The sequence below is a fragment of the Candidatus Polarisedimenticolaceae bacterium genome, assembly GCA_036275915.1.
Lineage (GTDB): Bacteria > Acidobacteriota > Polarisedimenticolia > Polarisedimenticolales > DASRJG01 > DASRJG01.
In genome coordinates this window covers 234,704-251,678 of record DASUCV010000009.1, presented here as the reverse complement: position 1 = coordinate 251,678, position 16,975 = coordinate 234,704, and the positions used below count along the sequence as shown (strand labels likewise).

At 68.7% G+C, this 16,975-nt stretch carries 9 protein-coding genes; 5 read left to right on the top strand and 4 right to left on the bottom strand.

What is annotated here, in order from left to right; all coding sequences use genetic code 11:
- Positions 1-8 precede the first annotated feature (8 nt).
- A complete protein-coding gene (locus VFV19_08015; protein HEX4824246.1) occupies positions 9-1,565 on the top strand; it encodes a DHA2 family efflux MFS transporter permease subunit in 1,557 nt (518 codons plus the stop codon).
- On the opposite strand, the gene VFV19_08010 is transcribed toward VFV19_08015, so the two are convergent.
- From VFV19_08010 to VFV19_07995, 4 genes are read right to left on the bottom strand one after another with little or no spacing between them, the layout of a single operon-like run.
- Complete coding sequence (locus VFV19_08010) at positions 1,562-3,451, bottom strand: VWA domain-containing protein (GenBank protein ID HEX4824245.1); 1,890 nt, start codon at positions 3,449-3,451, stop codon at positions 1,562-1,564. The two genes, VFV19_08015 and VFV19_08010, sit on opposite strands and share 4 nt — an antisense overlap.
- The gene (locus VFV19_08005; GenBank protein ID HEX4824244.1) at positions 3,418-4,761 is read right to left on the bottom strand and encodes a pyridoxal-phosphate dependent enzyme; all 1,344 of its coding nucleotides are present in this window, start codon (positions 4,759-4,761) and stop codon (positions 3,418-3,420) included. Before VFV19_08005 ends, VFV19_08010 begins: the two co-directional genes overlap by 34 nt.
- Positions 4,762-4,771: 10 nt before the next feature.
- On the bottom strand, positions 4,772-6,040 hold the full coding sequence (locus tag VFV19_08000) for an NAD-dependent epimerase/dehydratase family protein (GenBank protein HEX4824243.1): 1,269 nt from the start codon (positions 6,038-6,040) through the stop codon (positions 4,772-4,774).
- Positions 6,041-6,070: 30 nt separating this feature from the next.
- On the bottom strand, positions 6,071-8,056 hold the full coding sequence (locus VFV19_07995; protein ID HEX4824242.1) for a S9 family peptidase: 1,986 nt from the start codon (positions 8,054-8,056) through the stop codon (positions 6,071-6,073).
- 63 nt (positions 8,057-8,119) lie between these two features.
- Between VFV19_07995 and VFV19_07990 the strand changes: the two genes are divergently transcribed.
- From VFV19_07990 to VFV19_07975, 4 genes are read left to right on the top strand one after another with little or no spacing between them, the layout of a single operon-like run.
- Positions 8,120-9,955: a tetratricopeptide repeat protein gene (locus VFV19_07990; GenBank protein ID HEX4824241.1), complete on the top strand. Its 1,836-nt coding sequence runs from the start codon at positions 8,120-8,122 to the stop codon at positions 9,953-9,955.
- A gap of 11 nt (positions 9,956-9,966) precedes the next feature.
- Positions 9,967-11,820: an amino acid permease gene (locus tag VFV19_07985; GenBank protein ID HEX4824240.1), complete on the top strand. Its 1,854-nt coding sequence runs from the start codon at positions 9,967-9,969 to the stop codon at positions 11,818-11,820.
- Between the two features lie 9 nt (positions 11,821-11,829).
- Entirely contained in the window at positions 11,830-14,502 is a 2,673-nt protein-coding gene (locus VFV19_07980) for a protein kinase (GenBank protein ID HEX4824239.1), read from the top strand.
- Positions 14,499-16,973: a serine/threonine-protein kinase gene (locus tag VFV19_07975; protein HEX4824238.1), complete on the top strand. Its 2,475-nt coding sequence runs from the start codon at positions 14,499-14,501 to the stop codon at positions 16,971-16,973. The genes VFV19_07980 and VFV19_07975 overlap by 4 nt, the downstream gene beginning before the upstream one ends.
- Positions 16,974-16,975 lie beyond the last annotated feature (2 nt).

The window sequence follows — 16,975 nt, the reverse complement described above, 5'->3', positions numbered from 1 at the left end:
GGATCGTCGTGGAACGCACCACGCCCGCGATCAACCCGTGGCTCGTCGCCATCGCGGTGATGGCGGGGACCTTCATGGAGGTCCTCGACACGACGATCGTCAACGTGTCGCTGCCGCACATCGCCGGGAACCTCTCCGCCTCGAACGAGGAGGCGACGTGGGTGCTGACGTCCTATCTCGTCGCGAACGCCGTCATCCTTCCGATGACCGGCTGGCTCGCGAACCACTTCGGCCGCAAGCGGCTCCTCATGACCTCCGTGATCGGGTTCACGGCGTCATCGTTCCTCTGTGGCCTCGCGCCGAGCCTCGGTTTTCTCATCGTCTTCCGGGTCATCCAGGGGCTGACGGGCGGAGGGCTGCAGCCGCTCTCCCAGGCGATTCTTCTCGAATCGTTTCCACCGCAGAAACGCGGGATGGCGATGGCGTTCTGGGGCCTCGGGATCGTCGTCGCGCCGATGCTCGGACCGATGGTCGGCGGGTGGCTCACCGACAACGCGAGCTGGCGCTGGGTCTTCTACGTCAACGTGCCGATCGGCCTCTTCGCGATCACGATGACGGAGATCTTCATCTTCGACCCGCCCTACATCAAGCGGCGGGAGGGGGGCATCGACCTGTGGGGGATGGGCTTCCTGGTCCTCGGCATCGGCGCCCTCCAGATCATGCTCGACAAGGGGCAGCAGGACGACTGGTTCTCGTCGCGTCTCATCGTGACGCTCTTCGTGCTCGCGGTGGGCGGCATCGTCGCGATGATCTGGCGCGAGCTGACGGCGGAGCATCCGATCGTCGACCTCCGCGTCTTCAAGAACCGGACCTGGGCCACGGGAACGTTCCTGATGACCGTGCTCGGCTTCGTCCTCTTCGGCAGCACCGTGCTCCTGCCGCTCGTCATGCAGACGCTGCTCGGCTATACCGCGTTCCAGGCCGGCCTGACCAACGTGCCGCGCGGCATCGCGTCCTTCATCATGATGCCGGCGATCGGTTTCCTCATGGCGCACGTCGAGCCCCGGAAGATCCTCGCCGTCGGCCTCGTCGTCGTGTCGACGTCCCTCTTTCTCGTCTCACGCCTCTCGCTCGATGCCGGCCCGCGCGATTTCATCCTTCCGCTCGTCCTGCAGGGCGCCGCGATGGCGATGATCTTCATCCCGCTCACGACGGTGACGAACGATCCGATTCCCAAGGAGCAGATCGGGAACGCCACGAGCCTCTTCAACCTCATGCGGAACATCGGGGGCTCGTTCGGCATCGCGATCGTCACGACGATCCTCGCGCGCAACACGCAGACGCACGTCGCGCAGCTCGGCGGCCATGTCGATGCGTTCGACCCGGCGACCGCGCAACGTCTGGCGGCGGCGAAGTCCGCGCTCATGGCGCGGGGCGCCGATGCGTGGACCGCCGCGAACGGCGCGCTCGCGGCCGTCTGGGGCGACGTCCAGCGCCAGGCCGCGTTCCTCTCGTACCGCGACGCCTTCCTGTTCCTTTCCGGCCTCTTCATCGCGATGGTCGTACTGATCCCGCTCATGCGGAAGCCGACGCACCAGCGCGAGGGCGGCGGGATGGCCCACTAAGGCGTCAGTAGGAACCTCGCGACACCCGAGCTCGCCCCCACCGTCGCCGTGAAGGTGTGGGACCCGATGCCGAGGCGATCCACCGGGATCATGTCCAGGTAGCGCGCGCAGGCGGCCACGCCTTTCGGCGACCCGGAGAACTCGTCGTCGAGCGTGACATCCTCATCACCGCCGATCCGGCGCGTGACGCGCCAGGGGCCCTTCTTCGCATCCTTCTTCCACGCGCAGACCCGCGTGAGCGCGAACAGCGGCTCGCTGCGGTCGGACTCGGTGACGAGCAGAGGACGGAAGCTCTTGGGTCCGCCCGCAAGGTCCGAGGGCGCGCCGAGGAGGTTCTCTCCTCCGAGAATCACGAGATCGGAGCCGGCGGGACGACCGATGATCGGGCCGACGATGAACGGGCCGCGCGCGGGGATCTCGGGAACCGTCAGCTCGGAGTGAGCGGTGAACGGGTCGGCGTTGCCGGACGCGGAGAGAACCGCGGTGAGCCCGTAGGTGCCGGGTGACAGCGAGGCGACTTCGAGGAACGTGAGCCTGTGCTCGGCCTGACCGTTCCCTTCGCCCTTTCGGCGCAGCTTCACGGTGCGCGAGAATTGCTTCGCGATCTCGCGACCGCGCGCGAGAACGACCCCGAACTCGTGCGCGCCGGCATTCTCGGCGAGTGCTTCGGGCGGCACGGGAAAATCGACCGCGACGAGCGCGTCCCACGCCGTCTTGCTCTGCGGTGCCAGCGGGAAGACCGTGGCGCGCATCCCACCGCCCGAAAACATCGATGGAACCACGAAGGCGGCCTCGACGGCCATCGCGCGCCGGACCTTCTGGGACGGGAACGAGTAGGACGCCGCGTTGTAGATCTTCAGACCGAACTTGGCGCTGTCCACCCGCAGCCTGTGGGTCTTGTTCTCTTCGGGGTGGCGATCGTAGAACCCGATCGTATAGCGGCAGCCGAGATCGCGACGCGCCCGCGCGTAGCCGAGCGTGAAGTCGTTCACCGCTGCCGTCACGCGTCCACCCGTGACCGATGCGAGCCGCGACCATCCCTCCGGAGGTCCGAACAGCCTCGACGACAGGCCGCGGCAGTCCACCGGATAGAAGCGCGTCTGCGCGTCGCTCGCGGAGGCGGACAGCTTCATGAAATCGTTGTCGTAGTCGATGGTCGGTCCGTCGCCGGCGGTCAGGAGCACGACCGACTTCGGTCCGGGAACCGCATGCAGCAGCGTCGTGAGCACGCGAAGTGTGCGGAACATCCCGTACTCGGTCAGTGGGTCGAAATGGCCGTTCCACAGGGTGACGTCGTACTCCATCCGCCGCAGCGTCTCGAGCACCGCGGCGCGGTCCTTCGTGAACGGCTGCTCGACGCGCAGGCCTCCGGTGAGCGCCACCACCATGATCTCTTCGTCGTGGATGTCCGACTTCGCGGCGAGCGCCGATCGGAACGCCTCGAGAGCCTGCGTGTGGAGCATGCAAGGTCCGGGCGGGTCGAGGTCGGGGCAGATCGCGGTCGGGAGATGGAGATAATCGAACGCGAGCACGATCCTCCGCGTGCCGGACGCAAGGTCGGGTGGGCTGGCCCAATCACCGAACTTCTTCGTGCGCGGCTCGGGGGCGGGCGCGTCGTCGCAGACCACGTCGAGCGTGTCGATCGGGGTCTCCTTCCCGTCGACGTAGAGCTGGAACGCGTCCTTTCCGAGACCGGGCACCGTCCGATCCTGGCCGTCCAGCGCGATGACGTCGATCGTGACGAGGCGGACCTCGACTTGCTCGGAGAGGTTCGGGACCTTGATGGGCTCGGGGTCGACCGGAGGAGCGCCTGCGGCGGGAGCCCAGGCGGCCAGGGCGAGAAGGGCCAGGCCTACGGCTCGATCGGCAGCCCCTGCATCGCCCACGCGCGCATCCCTCCGCTCAAGCTCTTTACGTTCGAGTAGCCGAGCGACTTGATGTAGAGCATACCGTTGGCGGAGATGTTGCCGACGTCGCAGACGCAGACGATCGGCCGGTCGCGGTCGGCGGGGAGGCCCGCCGAGGTTCCCAGCTCGAGGAGGGGGATGTTGATCGAGCCCGCGACGTGCGCGTCTTCGAAGCGGTCCGGTCCGCGGACGTCGATGACGAGGGCGTTCTTCGAGATCAACGCCTGCGCTTCCGTCGTGTCCACCGCGTCGCGCGAAACCTTCGCGTGGCGCACCATCTCGTCGTAGAGCCGCGCGAAGACCTGCGCCGCGCCGGCGGGCACGGGCGCCTCCGCGGGCGGAAAGAGCCCGGGGAAATGGCGCACGACCGACGACGCGTACTTGAAGATGTTGTCGGGGAAGATGACGACGAGCATGTTGCCCGGCTCGTCGGGAACGACCCTGAGCGCGCCCGCGAGCGCCATGCCCGAGCTGGGGCCCGCGATGATCGACTCTTCCCGGACGAGGCGAAGGCAGAGCGCGTACGCCTCGTCGTTCGGGACCTCGACCATCGCGTCGTACTCGGCGGGGCGGAACAGCTCGGTCTGCTTGAGCTGCACGATGCTGCGCACGCCGGGGATGTCGTGGCCTTCCGCCGGATGCACGCCGATTACCTTGACCGCCGGATTCTTCTCCTTGAGGAAGCGCCCCGTGCCCGTGATCGTGCCGCAGGTGCCGAGCCCCGCGGCGAAGTGCGTCACCTTGCCGCCGGTCTGCTTCCAGATCTCGGGACCCGTCGTCTTGTAGTGGCTCTCGGGGTTCGCCTCGTTCCGGTACTGATCGAGCATGTGGAAGTCCGGCATGAACGCGAGCTGCCGGGCGACCGCGATCGCGCCTTCGGGCGCGCCGGGCGCCGGGCACAGCTCGTCGTTCAGCTCGATGACGTCCGCACCGAAGAAGCGGAGCGCCGCCCGCTTCTCCTGCGGGATCTTGTTCGAGAGCGGCGTGCGCAGCTTGTAGCCCTTCGCGTTCGCCATCATCGAGAGGCCGAGGCCGGTGTTCCCCGACGTCGGCTCGACGAGCGTCGTCGTGCCGGGCGTGATCGCGCCGCGCTTCTCGGCGTCGGCGAGCAGGTTCGCCGCGATGCGATCCTTCACGGCGCCGAACGGGTTGTACCACTCGAGCTTCGCGAAGACCTGGGTGTGCTTGTACGGGACCACCTTGTTCAGGCGGACGATCGGCGTGGGATTGTCCTCGCTCGACAGCAGCTCGAGGATCGACTCGTAGACGCGGAGGCGGTGGTCGCTCATTCGCCGAATTCTATGCGGACTTCGGGGCAGCCTTCCACTTGGCCAGGAGCTCGGCCTCCCGCGCCGCCGTCGGCCCGGCCCGGAGCACGTTCGGGTCCGCCATCTTCGGCGGCTCCTTCCCGGCGGCCTTCGCCGCGTCCTGCATCTCCTTCGTGACCTTGACCCGCCGCTCCATCTCGGCCGGGATCCAGGCGAGCGTCGCGGCGACGGTGTCGCTCACGAGGCGGAAGGTGAGCCCTGCTTTCCGCGCACGCTCGCAGCTCCACGTGTGGAAGCCGGCGGAGTCGCCGGTCGGCGGGAGCCAGATCGGAAAGGCGTCCTCGTCCTTGCCGTTCTTCTGGAGCCAATCGGCGGAGACCCAGGTCAACGTGGCGCCGCTCTTCGCACCGGCGACGCAGGCCGTGAGGACGTCGCCCCACTTCGCCGGCGGCGCGGGGCCGAGGGCGTTGAACGTCCCCGCCGTTCCGTCCTCGACGAGCTTGACGAGCCAATCCGCGAGGTCGCGCACGTCGATCCACTCGGTAGGATCGTCGGGCGATCCGGGAGCGAGGACCTCGCCGCCTTTCGCGATCCGCACCGGCCAGTAGGTGAACCGGTCGCTCGGATCGCCGGGGCCGACGATGAAGCCCGGCCGCACGATCGCCGCGCGCTCTTTGAATACATCCTGGGTCGCCTTCTCGCAGTAGCCCTTCAAGGCGCCGTAGTTCTCGAAGTTCGGTCCCATCGTCTCGACGGTCGGATCGGGGATCGTCGCGAGCGGCGCCGTCTCGTCGGCACCGACCGTCTTGTTGCTCGCGTAGCAGGAGACGCTCGAGATGTAGATGTACTGCTTCACGTTCGGCGCGAGCAGCTCGGCGGAAGCCTTGACCATGCGCGGGTAGTAGCCCGAATTGTCGATCACGGCGTCCCAGGTCTTGCCCTGGAGCTGCTCGAGCCCCTTCGGCGTCGCGTCCGGCTTCAACAGCTTGCCGTCCGGTCCCTTGTCGTCCTCCGCGGGCAGCAGGGGATCGCGGTTGCCGTAGAGGTGCTCGACGTTCTTGTAGGGGAAGGGGAGGGTCTTCTCTCGCTTCCCGCGGTTGAAGATCGTCACGTCGTGCCCTCGCGCGAGCGCCGCCTCGACCGTCTTCGGCCCGAGGAACCCCGTGCCGCCGAGGATGAGGATCCGCTTCTTTGCGGCCGCCTGCGGGGCGCCGGCGCCTCCGTCCGACTTCGTCTTGCAGGCAAGGCCGAGCGATGCCAGAGCCATCGTCGCCACGAATTCACGCCGGGTCGTGGACATGGAAACCCTCCCTCGCTCGCTTCTACGGAGTCAGGGCCCGTGAGTTTCGTCGTGCGCCTTGTACCACTCCGCCCAGCGTGTCAGGAAGTCGACGATGTGCGCCTTCTCCCTGAAACCGTGCGGCTCGCGCGGGTAGGCGTAGAACTCGACCTCGCCGCCGATGTCGGAGATCGCGCGGTACAGCATGCGGCCGTTCGCGAAGGGGACACGGTCGTCGGACTCGCCGTGGATGACGAGGGTCGGCGTCGCGACCTTGCCGAGGGAGCGCATCGGGCTCGAAGCGTCGAAGTGATCGAGCTGCTTCCAGGGGTTCCCCTTGAACTCCCACTCCGCCGCGATGCCGTGGTTGATGTCGGAGGTCACGTACTGGAACACGGTGTCGACGACGGCCGCGCCGGCGACCGCCGCGCGGTAGCGCGTCGTGTGGCCGATCGTCCAGACGGTGAGGTAGCCGCCCCAGGACCAGCCGCCGTAGAAGAGGCGTGACGCATCCGCCTTGCCGGACTTGATCAAGGCATCGACACCGCTCTCGATGTCCATGAACTCGATCGGGCCGAGGCGGCCGCGGTTCGCGGCGTAGAAGTCGTGCCCGTACGCGGTGCTGCCGCGGTAGTTCGGGCGGAAGACCGAGTAGCCGCGCGCGCCGAAGTAGGAGGTCCAGATCGAGAAGCCGACCGTCGTCATCGAGTCGGGGCCGCCGTGGGGCATGACGATGAGCGGCGGCTTGGTCCCTGACGTAACGCTCGGGCTCGTCGTGAGCACGCCTTCGATCGTGGCGCCTTCGGGGCTCTTCCAGGTGACGACCTCGATCGTGCCATGCGGCCAGCTCGCCGCCTCGGGGTTGACGTCGGCGAGGACGCTGAGCTTCTGGGCTTCGACGTCGTAGGACGAGGGGTTTGCGGGCTCGGTGAAGGTCGAGGAGAGGGTCACGAGCCGGCTCGCGGTCTTGTCGGCGACGATCGGATTGAGCACACGATCGGGCGGGACCGCGAGATCGCGCACCCGCGAGCCGTCCGCGGCCAAGAGAACCAGGCGCGAGCGGGTCTTCTCGCCGACGAGCGCCACGAGCGACGAAGAGTCGCCGCGCCAGGCGAACGACTGGAGGGTCGGATCGAGCTTCGCGGCGGCGTTCGTCCGTCCGAGCCCGTCGGGATCCGCGACGACGAGGTCGTTCAGGAGGGAGAGGGTCTCCACCCCCTTCATCCACGCGACCTTCTTCCCGTCGGGCGACCACGCGATCCCCTGGAGATTCGCCGGCTTGTCGTCGAGGAACCGTGCGACGTCTCCGCTCACGTCGGCGATCGCCGGTCGCAGCAGGTTCGACGCATCGTACGGATCGGACGACGGCGCCAGGACGAGCGCGAGCCTTTTCCCGTTCGGTGAGAACGCGTACTCGACCACGTGCTGCGGGCCGCGGAACGCCTGCGCCGCTTCGCCGCCCTCGAGAGGGACCGTCCACAGGTGTGACGGCTTCCACTCGTGCCCGTAATGCTCGGCGCCGCCGCTCTTGAACTTCGCGGCCTTCTCGTCGTCGGTCTCGGGCGTCTGGGCGAGGAACGCGATGCGGCTGCCGTCGGGCGTGAACGCGAGCGATCCAGGCTCGAGCTTCCCGGTATCGACCATCCGCGCCTCGCCGCCGTCGAGCGGGAGCACGCGCAGGCGCGTCTTGTCTCCTTCTTTACGGAGAAAGGCGAGCGAGCGTCCGTCGGGAGAGAACGTGAGGCCCGAGATGCTGTCCGCTTCCCACGTCATCGCCTTCGGCGCCCCACCGGCAGTCGGCACGACGTAGACACGCGCCTTCTTCGACCATCCCGCGGTGGTGTCGCCGTCCTTCGGCTTCGCGTCGGGATCGAGCTTCGGCTCCTGGACGACGTACGCTGCGAGGCGTCCGTCGGCGGAGATCGCCGGATCGCTCGCAGCGCGTAGGCGGGCGACGTCGATCGCCGTCGGGTGAACGTCCTCGGCGCGGGCCGGGGAGAGGGCGAGCAGCAAGATGAGGGCGCTCGTGCGCAGCATCGGACTCCTCCTTCTAGGGCGAGCCATCGTAGCGCCGAACGATGCGGTAGAGTTCCATCGGGGATGCTGCGACGGTCCACGCTCGGGTTCGATTTCGGCCTGACGGCCGCCACCGTCGCGGTCTACGCGCAAACGGTCGGCTTCGATTTCGCCGGCGTCGACGATCCGACTTACGTCACGAAGAACCCGCATGTGCTGGGCGGTCTGACGCCGGGGAACGTCGCGTGGGCGTTCCGCACGTTCGAGGCCTCCAACTGGCATCCCTTGACGTGGATCTCGCTGATGCTCGACGCGACGATCGGCGGGCGCTCGCCGGCGGTGTTCCATGCGACGAACGTCATCCTCCACGTCTTGGCGACGCTCCTTCTCTTCCATGTCCTGGCGGCGATGACCCGCTCCGCCGCGAGGAGCGCGACCGTCGCGGCGCTCTTCGCGCTCCACCCGCTTCACGTCGAGTCCGTCGCCTGGATCAGCGAGCGGAAGGACGTGCTGAGCACGGTGTTCTGGTTCCTCGGGATCGCCGCTTACCTCCGCTGGGTGAGACGGCCTTCGGGCGGCGCCTACGCGGTGGTCGTCGCGGCGTTCGTCCTCGGCCTCCTCTCGAAGCCGATGCTCGTCACATTCCCGCTGACGCTCATGCTCCTCGATGTCTGGCCGCTCGAGAGGCGAGCCCTGCTCGAGAAGCTTCCGCTGCTCGCGCTGTCCGCGGCGTCGTGCGTGGTCACGCTCGCCGCGCAGTGGTCGATCGTCGGATCGCTCCAGGTCGTCCCGCTCGGTGCGCGCGCTGCGAACGCGATCGTCTCGTACGGCGTCTATGCCGAGAAGATGTTCTGGCCTCATCCGCTGTCGATCCACTACCCCTACGTGATCCCGATCGCGGAGTGGCAGATCGCGGTGTCGCTCATCGCGCTCGTCGCGGCGGTCGTGCTCGCGTGGCGCCTCCGTCGCCCGTACCTCGTGACGGGCGTCGGCTGGTACCTCGTCACGCTCGTCCCGGTGATCGGCATCGTCCAGGTCGGCGAGCAGAGCCGCGCGGATCGTTACACCTACGTGCCTCTCGTGGGCCTTTTCATCGTCGTGGTCTGGGGTGTCGCGGACCTCGTCCGCCGGAGAGTCACGCTCGCGTGGAGCACGGCCGTGGTGCTGACGGTGCTCGCGTGCGTCTCCTACGGCCAGGCCGCGGTCTGGCGCGACGGTCTCACGCTGTTCGGCCACGCCGTGGAGGTCGACGCCGGGAACGCGCTGGCGCGCATGGGCCTCGCCAATGAGCTCGCGGCGCGCGGTCGCGATGCGGAGGCGATCGGGCAGTATCGGGAAGCCCTGAAGTCTCGTCCGGACGCGCTCTTCGCCCTCGAGCGGCTGGCCGCGTGCCTCTCGAGGACCGGAAGAGGGGTCGAGGCGATCGACGTTTATCGCCGCATCCTGACGCTGGACCCCGCGCACGCCGTCGCGAACGCGAACCTCGGCGTCCTGCTCATGCAGGAGGGGAAGCAGGGCGAGGCGGACGAGGCCCTGACGCAGGCCGTGCGTTCGCGGCCGGGCGACGCGGACCTCTTCGCCACGCTCGGCGCCGTGCGTACCCGCGAAGGCAAGCTCGCGGAAGCCGAGGCGAGCTTCGTCGAGGCTTTGCGCATCGACCCGGGGCACGCCCTCGCGCACGACGGGATCGCGGTGGTGCTCGGCAACACGGGCCGCACCGACGAGGCGATCGCGCACCTCCGCCGCAGTCTCGAGATCGACCCCAGGCAGTCGGACGCGCGTGTCAATCTCGCGAGGCTCCTCGTCCAGCGGCGGGAGATCGAGGCGGCGCGATCGGAGCTTCAGGAAGGCGCGCGCCTGAGCCCGTCCGACCCCGCGATCCGGCAAGAGCTCGAACGATTGACAGGAGGAATGCGGTAGAGTCCGCAATCGTGAGCTCGCGCGGCCGCCTCTTCCGGATCAAATCGCTGGATTCGATCCTGCGCGACGCGGAAGACACCGAGCACAAGCTCCGCCGCGCGCTCGGCCCGCTCCAGATCACCTTGCTCGGGATCGGCGCGATCATCGGCGCGGGGATCTTCGCGACGATCGGCACCGCGGCGGCGGGCGACGCGAACCGGCCCGGCGCCGGGCCCGCGCTCATGCTGTCGTTCGTCATCCCCGCGGTCGTGTGCAGCTTCACGGCGCTCTGCTACGCCGAGCTGGCGGCGATGGTGCCGATCTCGGGCTCCGCGTACACGTACGCGTACGCGACGCTCGGCGAGATCGTGGCGTGGATCATCGGCTGGGACCTCATCATCGAGTACGCGGTCGGGAACATCGCGGTCGCGATCAGCTGGGCGAACTACTTCAAGACGTTCGTCGCGGGCTTCGGGATCGTCATCCCCGACTGGCTCTCGACCGATTACCGGACCGCGTCCCACATGATCGACGCGTCGGGCGTCTCGACCGTCTTCAAGGCGGCACCGCACCTCTTCGGCATCCCGATCGTCTTCAACCTGCCCGCCGTCCTCATCGTCGCCGCGATAACGATCGTCCTCGTCTGGGGGATCCGGGAGAGCGCCCGCTTCAACGCGATCATGGTCGGGATCAAGCTCGTCATCCTCGCGTTCTTCGTCGTCGTCGGGTGCTACTGGGTCAAGCCGGCGAATTGGACGCCGTTCGCGCCGGGCGGCTTCGTCGGCATCAGCGCCGGTGCGGCGATCGTCTTCTTCGCCTACATCGGCTTCGACGCCGTCTCGACCGTCGCCGAGGAGACGCGCGACCCGCAGCGCAGCCTCCCGATCGGGATCATCGCGTCGCTCGCCGTGTGCACCGTCGTCTACGTCGTCGTCGCGGCGGTCTTCACCGGCCTCATCTCTTACCCCGATCTGACGAAGACGCTCGCGAGCCAGCAGGCCGAGCCGCTGACCCTCGCCCTCCAGCACGCGAGCCCGAAGCTCGGCTTCGCCGTCGGCATCGTCGCGTTCGGCTCCGTCGTCGCGCACACGGCGGTGCTCCTCGTCTTCCAGCTCGGCCAGCCCCGCATCTTCTTCTCGATGGCGCGCGACGGGCTGCTCCCGCCAGCCTTCTACAAGGTGCACCCGCGCTTCCGGACGCCCCACATCTCGACGATCATCACCGGACTCTTCGTCGGGGTCTTCGCCGCGGTCGCGAGCCTCGACGAGATGGTCGACCTGACGAACATCGGAACGCTCTTCGCGTTCATCCTCGTCTGCGCCGGCACGATCGTGCTCCGGCGGAAGGACCCGAATCGTCCGAGGCCGTTCCGCGTTCCCGGCGGGATCGTTCTCCCGGTGCTCGGCATCATCTCCTGTCTCTACTTGATCTATTTCTTGCCGCCGACCTCGTGGCTCCGCTTCGCCGCGTGGCTCAACTTCGGCTTCGTCATCTATGTCGGTTACGGCGCCGTCCACAGCCGCCTCACCGGCGCCCAGGTGAGCCCGGACCGGACGGAGCACGACGCCTACACGGCGCAGACGGGCGGCGCGCTCGCCGTCGCCGGCGTGGCGCTGCTCTTCTTCATGCGCGGCATGGACCTCGCGGTCGCCGGCGGAACGGCCGGTCTCTTCTCGGGGGGCTGGCTCGAGCCGTTCTGGTTCTTGCTCGTGCCGCTGGTGCTCGATGTCGTTCTCCTCGTTCCGATCGTCATCCTCCGCGCCCGGCGCGCCAAGGCGTCGGGAGCCGCCGGCGCGGTCGCCGTCGCCGCGAATCGGGGCCTCTTCCTCGCGAGCGCGACGGGAATCGCCGGGATCGTTTACATGGCGTTCGTGTCGTTGCGCTAGAGTCCACGGGTGCCGCTCGCGTCCGGAACCCAGCTGGGCCCCTACGAGATCACATCACCGCTCGGCGCGGGAGGGATGGGCGAGGTCTATCGCGCGAAGGACACGCGGCTCGGCCGCGAGGTCGCGATCAAGGTGCTGCCGCAGCACCTCTCGTCGAACCCAGAGATCCGCGCGCGGTTCGAGCGCGAGGCCAAGGCCGTCTCCTCGCTGAACCATCCGAACGTCTGCACTCTCCACGACGTCGGGCGCCAGGGCGACACCGACTACCTCGTCATGGAGCTGATCGAGGGCGAGACGCTCGCGCAACGGCTCGCGAAGGGGGCGCTGCCGCTCGCCGACGTGCTGCGGATCGGCGGCCAGATCGCGGACGCGCTCGACCGGGCGCATCGCGCCGGCGTCTCGCATCGCGATCTCAAGCCGGGGAACGTGATGCTCACAAAGTCCGGGGCGAAGCTCATGGACTTCGGCCTGGCGCGCGCGACCGGCCTCGGGCGCCCAGGCGAGATGACGAGCTCGCCCACGGTGGCGGCGCCGCTCACGGCGGAGGGGACGATCCTCGGCACGTTCCAGTACATGGCGCCGGAGCAGCTCGAGGGGCGCGAGTCCGACGCGCGCGCCGATCTGTGGGCGTTCGGCTGCGTGCTCTACGAGATGGCGACCGGCAAGCGCGCGTTCGAGGGCGCCACGCAGGCGAGCTTGATCTCGGCGATCATGCGCGACGCGCCGCGGCCGGCGGCGGAGCTGATGCCGACGACGCCTCCCGCGCTCGACCATCTGATCCGCATGTGCCTGGTCAAGGATCCCGACGAGCGGATCCAGACCGCGCACGACGTCCGCCTGCAACTTCGTTGGATCGGCGAGGGCAGCTCCGCCGGTGCGGCGCCGGTCGCGACGATGAAGCGACCGCGAATCGCCTGGACCGGCTGGATCGTCGGCGCGCTCGGCGTCGCGCTCGCCCTGTTCGCGCTGCTCGCGCTCCGTCACGGGGACGATGCACGCGTCATGCGCACGATCGTCACGCCGCCCGAGGGCGCGCTCTTCCTCTTTGGGGGCGACAACGCGGGACCGCCGGTGATCTCGCCCGACGGCAAGCGCGTGGCGTTCGTCGCCGTCGACGACCGAGGCGGCGCTTCGATCTGGCTGCGCGATCTCGCCTCGCTGAAGGCCGAGCCGATCCCCGGCACGGAGAGCGCCACCTACCCGTTCTGGTCGCCGGACGGGCACTCGCTCGGCTTCTTCGCGGATCTGAAATTGAAGCGCGTCGACATCGACACGCGGCAGGTCATGGCGATCTGTCCCGCGCCGGGCGGACGCGGGGGAACGTGGAGCGCCTCCGGCGTCATCGTGTTCTCTCCGGACTACCGGACGGCGCTCCAGCAGGTGTCCGCGATGGGTGGAACGCCGCAACCCGCGACGACCCTCGCCTCGTCGAAGCAAACCACGCACCGGTGGCCGCACTTCCTTCCCGACGGGAAGCACCTGCTCTACTACGCCGGCAATCACGACGACGTCGGTGGCCAGGAGAATTCGGTCTGGGTCGCTTCGCTCGACGGCAAAGAGAATCGCACGCTCGTCCCGTGCGCGACCGATGCGCAGTACGCGGGCGGCTACCTCTTCTACGTGCAGGACAGCGTGCTCATCGCGCGGCCGTTCGATCCCAGGAAGGCGGAGTTCACGGGAGAGCCGCGACCGACCGCCGATCGCGTGCAATTCGACCCTTCGACCTGGAAGGCCAACGTGTCGGTGACCGAGAAGGGAGTCCTCGTCTACCAGCCCACCGGAGGGACGCAGGGAAGCGAGATCCAGATTCGCGACCGCAGCGGCAAGCTTCTGCGCAAGGTCGCGGAGGTCGGGAACCACTTCGCCGTGCGGCTCTCGCACGACGGCAAACGGATCGCCTACTCCTCGCAGCTCACGCCGAGCGGCGACATCTTCGTGTACGACATCGAGCGGGGCGCCGCGCGGCGGCTCACCACCGGTGACGAGGACGAGGACGTTCCGTTGTTCTCACCCGACGGCCGGTGGATCGCGTACACGAAGAACGTCGCGACGACGCATCAGCCCGGGGATTACGCGGTCATGGTCATGGCCTCGGACGGAGGGCCGGGGCGCACGGTTCTCAAGGCCGACAAGGAAGACCTGTGGCCCGTCGACTGGTCGGCGGACGGCCGCAAGCTCCTCGTCGGCTCCGGCAACTGGAACACCACGCTCGCGGACCGCCTCGGCGTCGCGTCCGCGGACGGCACGGGATCGATTCAGTGGCTGGACACGGGCACCAAGAACCTGAGCTTCGCACGCATCTCGCATGACGGGCGCTTCATCGCGTACGGCGTCGTGAGCGGGGGTCAGCCTCAGGTCTTCATCGCGCCTGCGCCGGGTACGGGCGACGGAAGCCGTATCCAGATCTCGCCCCACGGCGGCGTGCTGCCGCAGTGGGGCCCCGGCGATCGTGAGCTCGTCTACTGGCGTTCCGACGGGACGATCGTGAGCGTCCCGCTCGCGGCCAGGTCGATGCAGCCGGGTGCCGAGACGCCGCTCTTCCGCGTGCTCCTTCGCCCCGGTTACTCCACGCTCGACATGGCGGCGGACGGCGCGACGTTCGTGGTCAACACGCTCGCCTCCGAAGGCGCGGCACCGATCGTCGTGGTGTCGAACTGGACGCAGGAGCTCCCGAAGCCATGACCGGCCGCGAATTCCCGAAGGCCGACCCGCCGACCGCGACGACGGGAGGCGTCGCGATTCCCGAGGGCTCCGTCCCTCTCTCGGCCGTCGCCGTGCCCGGATTCCGCCTGCTGCGAAAGCTCGGCGAGGGAGGATTCGGCACCGTCTTCGAGGCGGAGCAGGAGACGCCGAGGCGCCGCGTCGCGCTCAAGGTCGTGAGGGGCGGCGCGATCGCCAGCGAGCTGCACGTGCGCCTCTTCCGCCGCGAGGCCGATATGCTCGCGCGCCTCGTCCACCCGGGGATCGCGGCGATCCTCGAGTCTGGGCGCACGGACGACGGGCACCACTGGTTCGCGATGGAGCTGGTTCCCGGCGAGACCCTTCACGCGTGGCTTGCGGCGCGGCACGGCGAGAGGCCGCGGACCATGGCCGCGCTCCGCGAGCGGCTCGAGATCATCCTCGCCGCGTGCGACGCCGTCCACTACGCACATCAGCGCGGCGTGATCCACCGCGACCTCAAGCCGTCGAACCTCATCGTGCTGCCGCCGGAGTCCGCTCCGTCACATTCGCGGGGCAGCGACACCTCGTATGCGACGCGACCGATCGTCAAGGTCCTGGACTTCGGCCTCGCACGGCTCACCGACCCCGATCAGGAGGGCGCGCCGCCCGCGAGCGTCGCCGGCGTCGTCCGCGGCACCGTCCCCTACATGAGCCCGGAGCAGGTGAAAGGCAACCCCGCCGCCGTCGACGTGCGCACCGACGTCTACGCGCTCGGCCTGATCCTCTACGAGATGCTCGTCGACAAGCCGCCCTACGACGTGCCGTCGGTCTTCGCCGACGCCATTCGTACGATCAGCGAGGTCGAGCCGCGCCCGCTCGCCAAGGATTGGCCGGGGCCGGGACGTCCCGACGCCGATCTCCAGACGATCGTGCGTAAGGCGCTCGAGAAGGACCCCGAGCAGCGCTATGCGAGCGTCGCAGCCCTCGGCGAGGACGTGCGCCGCTGGCTTGCCAGCGAGCCGATCCTCGCGCATCCGCCGAGCACGATCTACCAGATCCGCAAGCTCGTCGCCCGCCACCGAGGCGCGTTCGCGGCGGCCGCCGTCGTCGTTCTTCTGACCGTCGTCGCGGCGATCGGCATGTCGTTCCTCTACATTCGCTCCGAGAGGAACCTCGCGCGCGCCCTGGCGGCGGAGAAATCGGCCCGCGAGGAAGCCGGCACCGCGAAGCACACCTACGACTTCCTCGTCGGGCTCTTCGACGTCAGCAAGCCCGACCGCGCACGAAGCGAGCAGATCACCGCGCGCGAGATCTTGGACCGCGGAGCCGATCGGATCCGTCTCGAGCTGGCGCAGGATCCGCTGGTACGGGCGCGTCTCATGGCGGCGATCGCCGACGTCTACGAGCGGCTCGGTCTCTACGCGCGCGCGCGGCCGCTGATCGAGGACAGCGTCAAGGTCCGGACGGCGCAGCTCGGCGGAGGAGCCACCGAGGTCGCGGAAGGGAAGGTCCTGCTCGCCAAGACGCTCGAAGGACTCGGCGACTACACGTCGTCCCGGAAGGAATACGAGGAGGCGATCGCGATCCTCGACGCCGGCGCTCCGAGCCTCGCGCTGGCGCGCGCGCTGACCGGTTACGGCTGGCTGCTCGGAGAGATGAAGGAGTCCAAGGCCGCCTTGGCGCCGCTCGAACGCGCACGGGCCATCCTTGCCGCGACCCCCGATGCGAGCCCGGCCGAGAGGGCACGATTCCTCGTCGACAGTGCCTCGGTCAAGACCGACGTCGACGATCTCGAGGGGGCGAAGAAGGACCTCGACGAAGGGGTCGCTCTCCTTCACGCCGCGGGCGACGACGGATCGCTCGATGTCGCCGATCTCCTCACGAACCGCGGCGTCCTCGAGCAGCGGACCGGCCACCTGGACCGCGCGCTCTCGAATTTCGAGCGCGCGCTCGCCATCCGCGAGAAGTTCCTCGACCCGGAGAGCCGCGAGGTGATCGAGGCGCTCGGCAACGTGTCGCTCGCGTACGCGCAGCTCGAGCAGTTCGACAAGGCGTTCCCGATGCTCGAGCGGACCTTGCACACGATGGAGAAGGCGTACGGTCCCGACCATCCGAGGGTCGCGCAGACGCTCTACAACATCGGCTACGCGCGGATCCAATCCGGCAACCCCGCCGCCGCCAAGGAGCCGCTCGAGCGCGCGCTCGCCATCCGCGAGAAGAAGTTCGGGCCGGACAACCCCGCGGTGTCGATGGTCCTTTTCTCGCTCGGCGACGTGCACCGCGCCGCGGGCGACCTGACGGCCGCGAAACATCTGTACGAGCGCACGCTCGCGATCGACGAGAAGGCGTCGGGGAAGGATTCGCCGGATCTCATCGAGGACTTGGACGCGCTCGCCGCGGTCTACGAGACGACGGGGGATCGGACCGCCGCGGCGGCCGCGAAGGCGCGCAGCCACGCCATCGCGGAGGCTGCGAAGAAGGCGCCGGGGTAGTG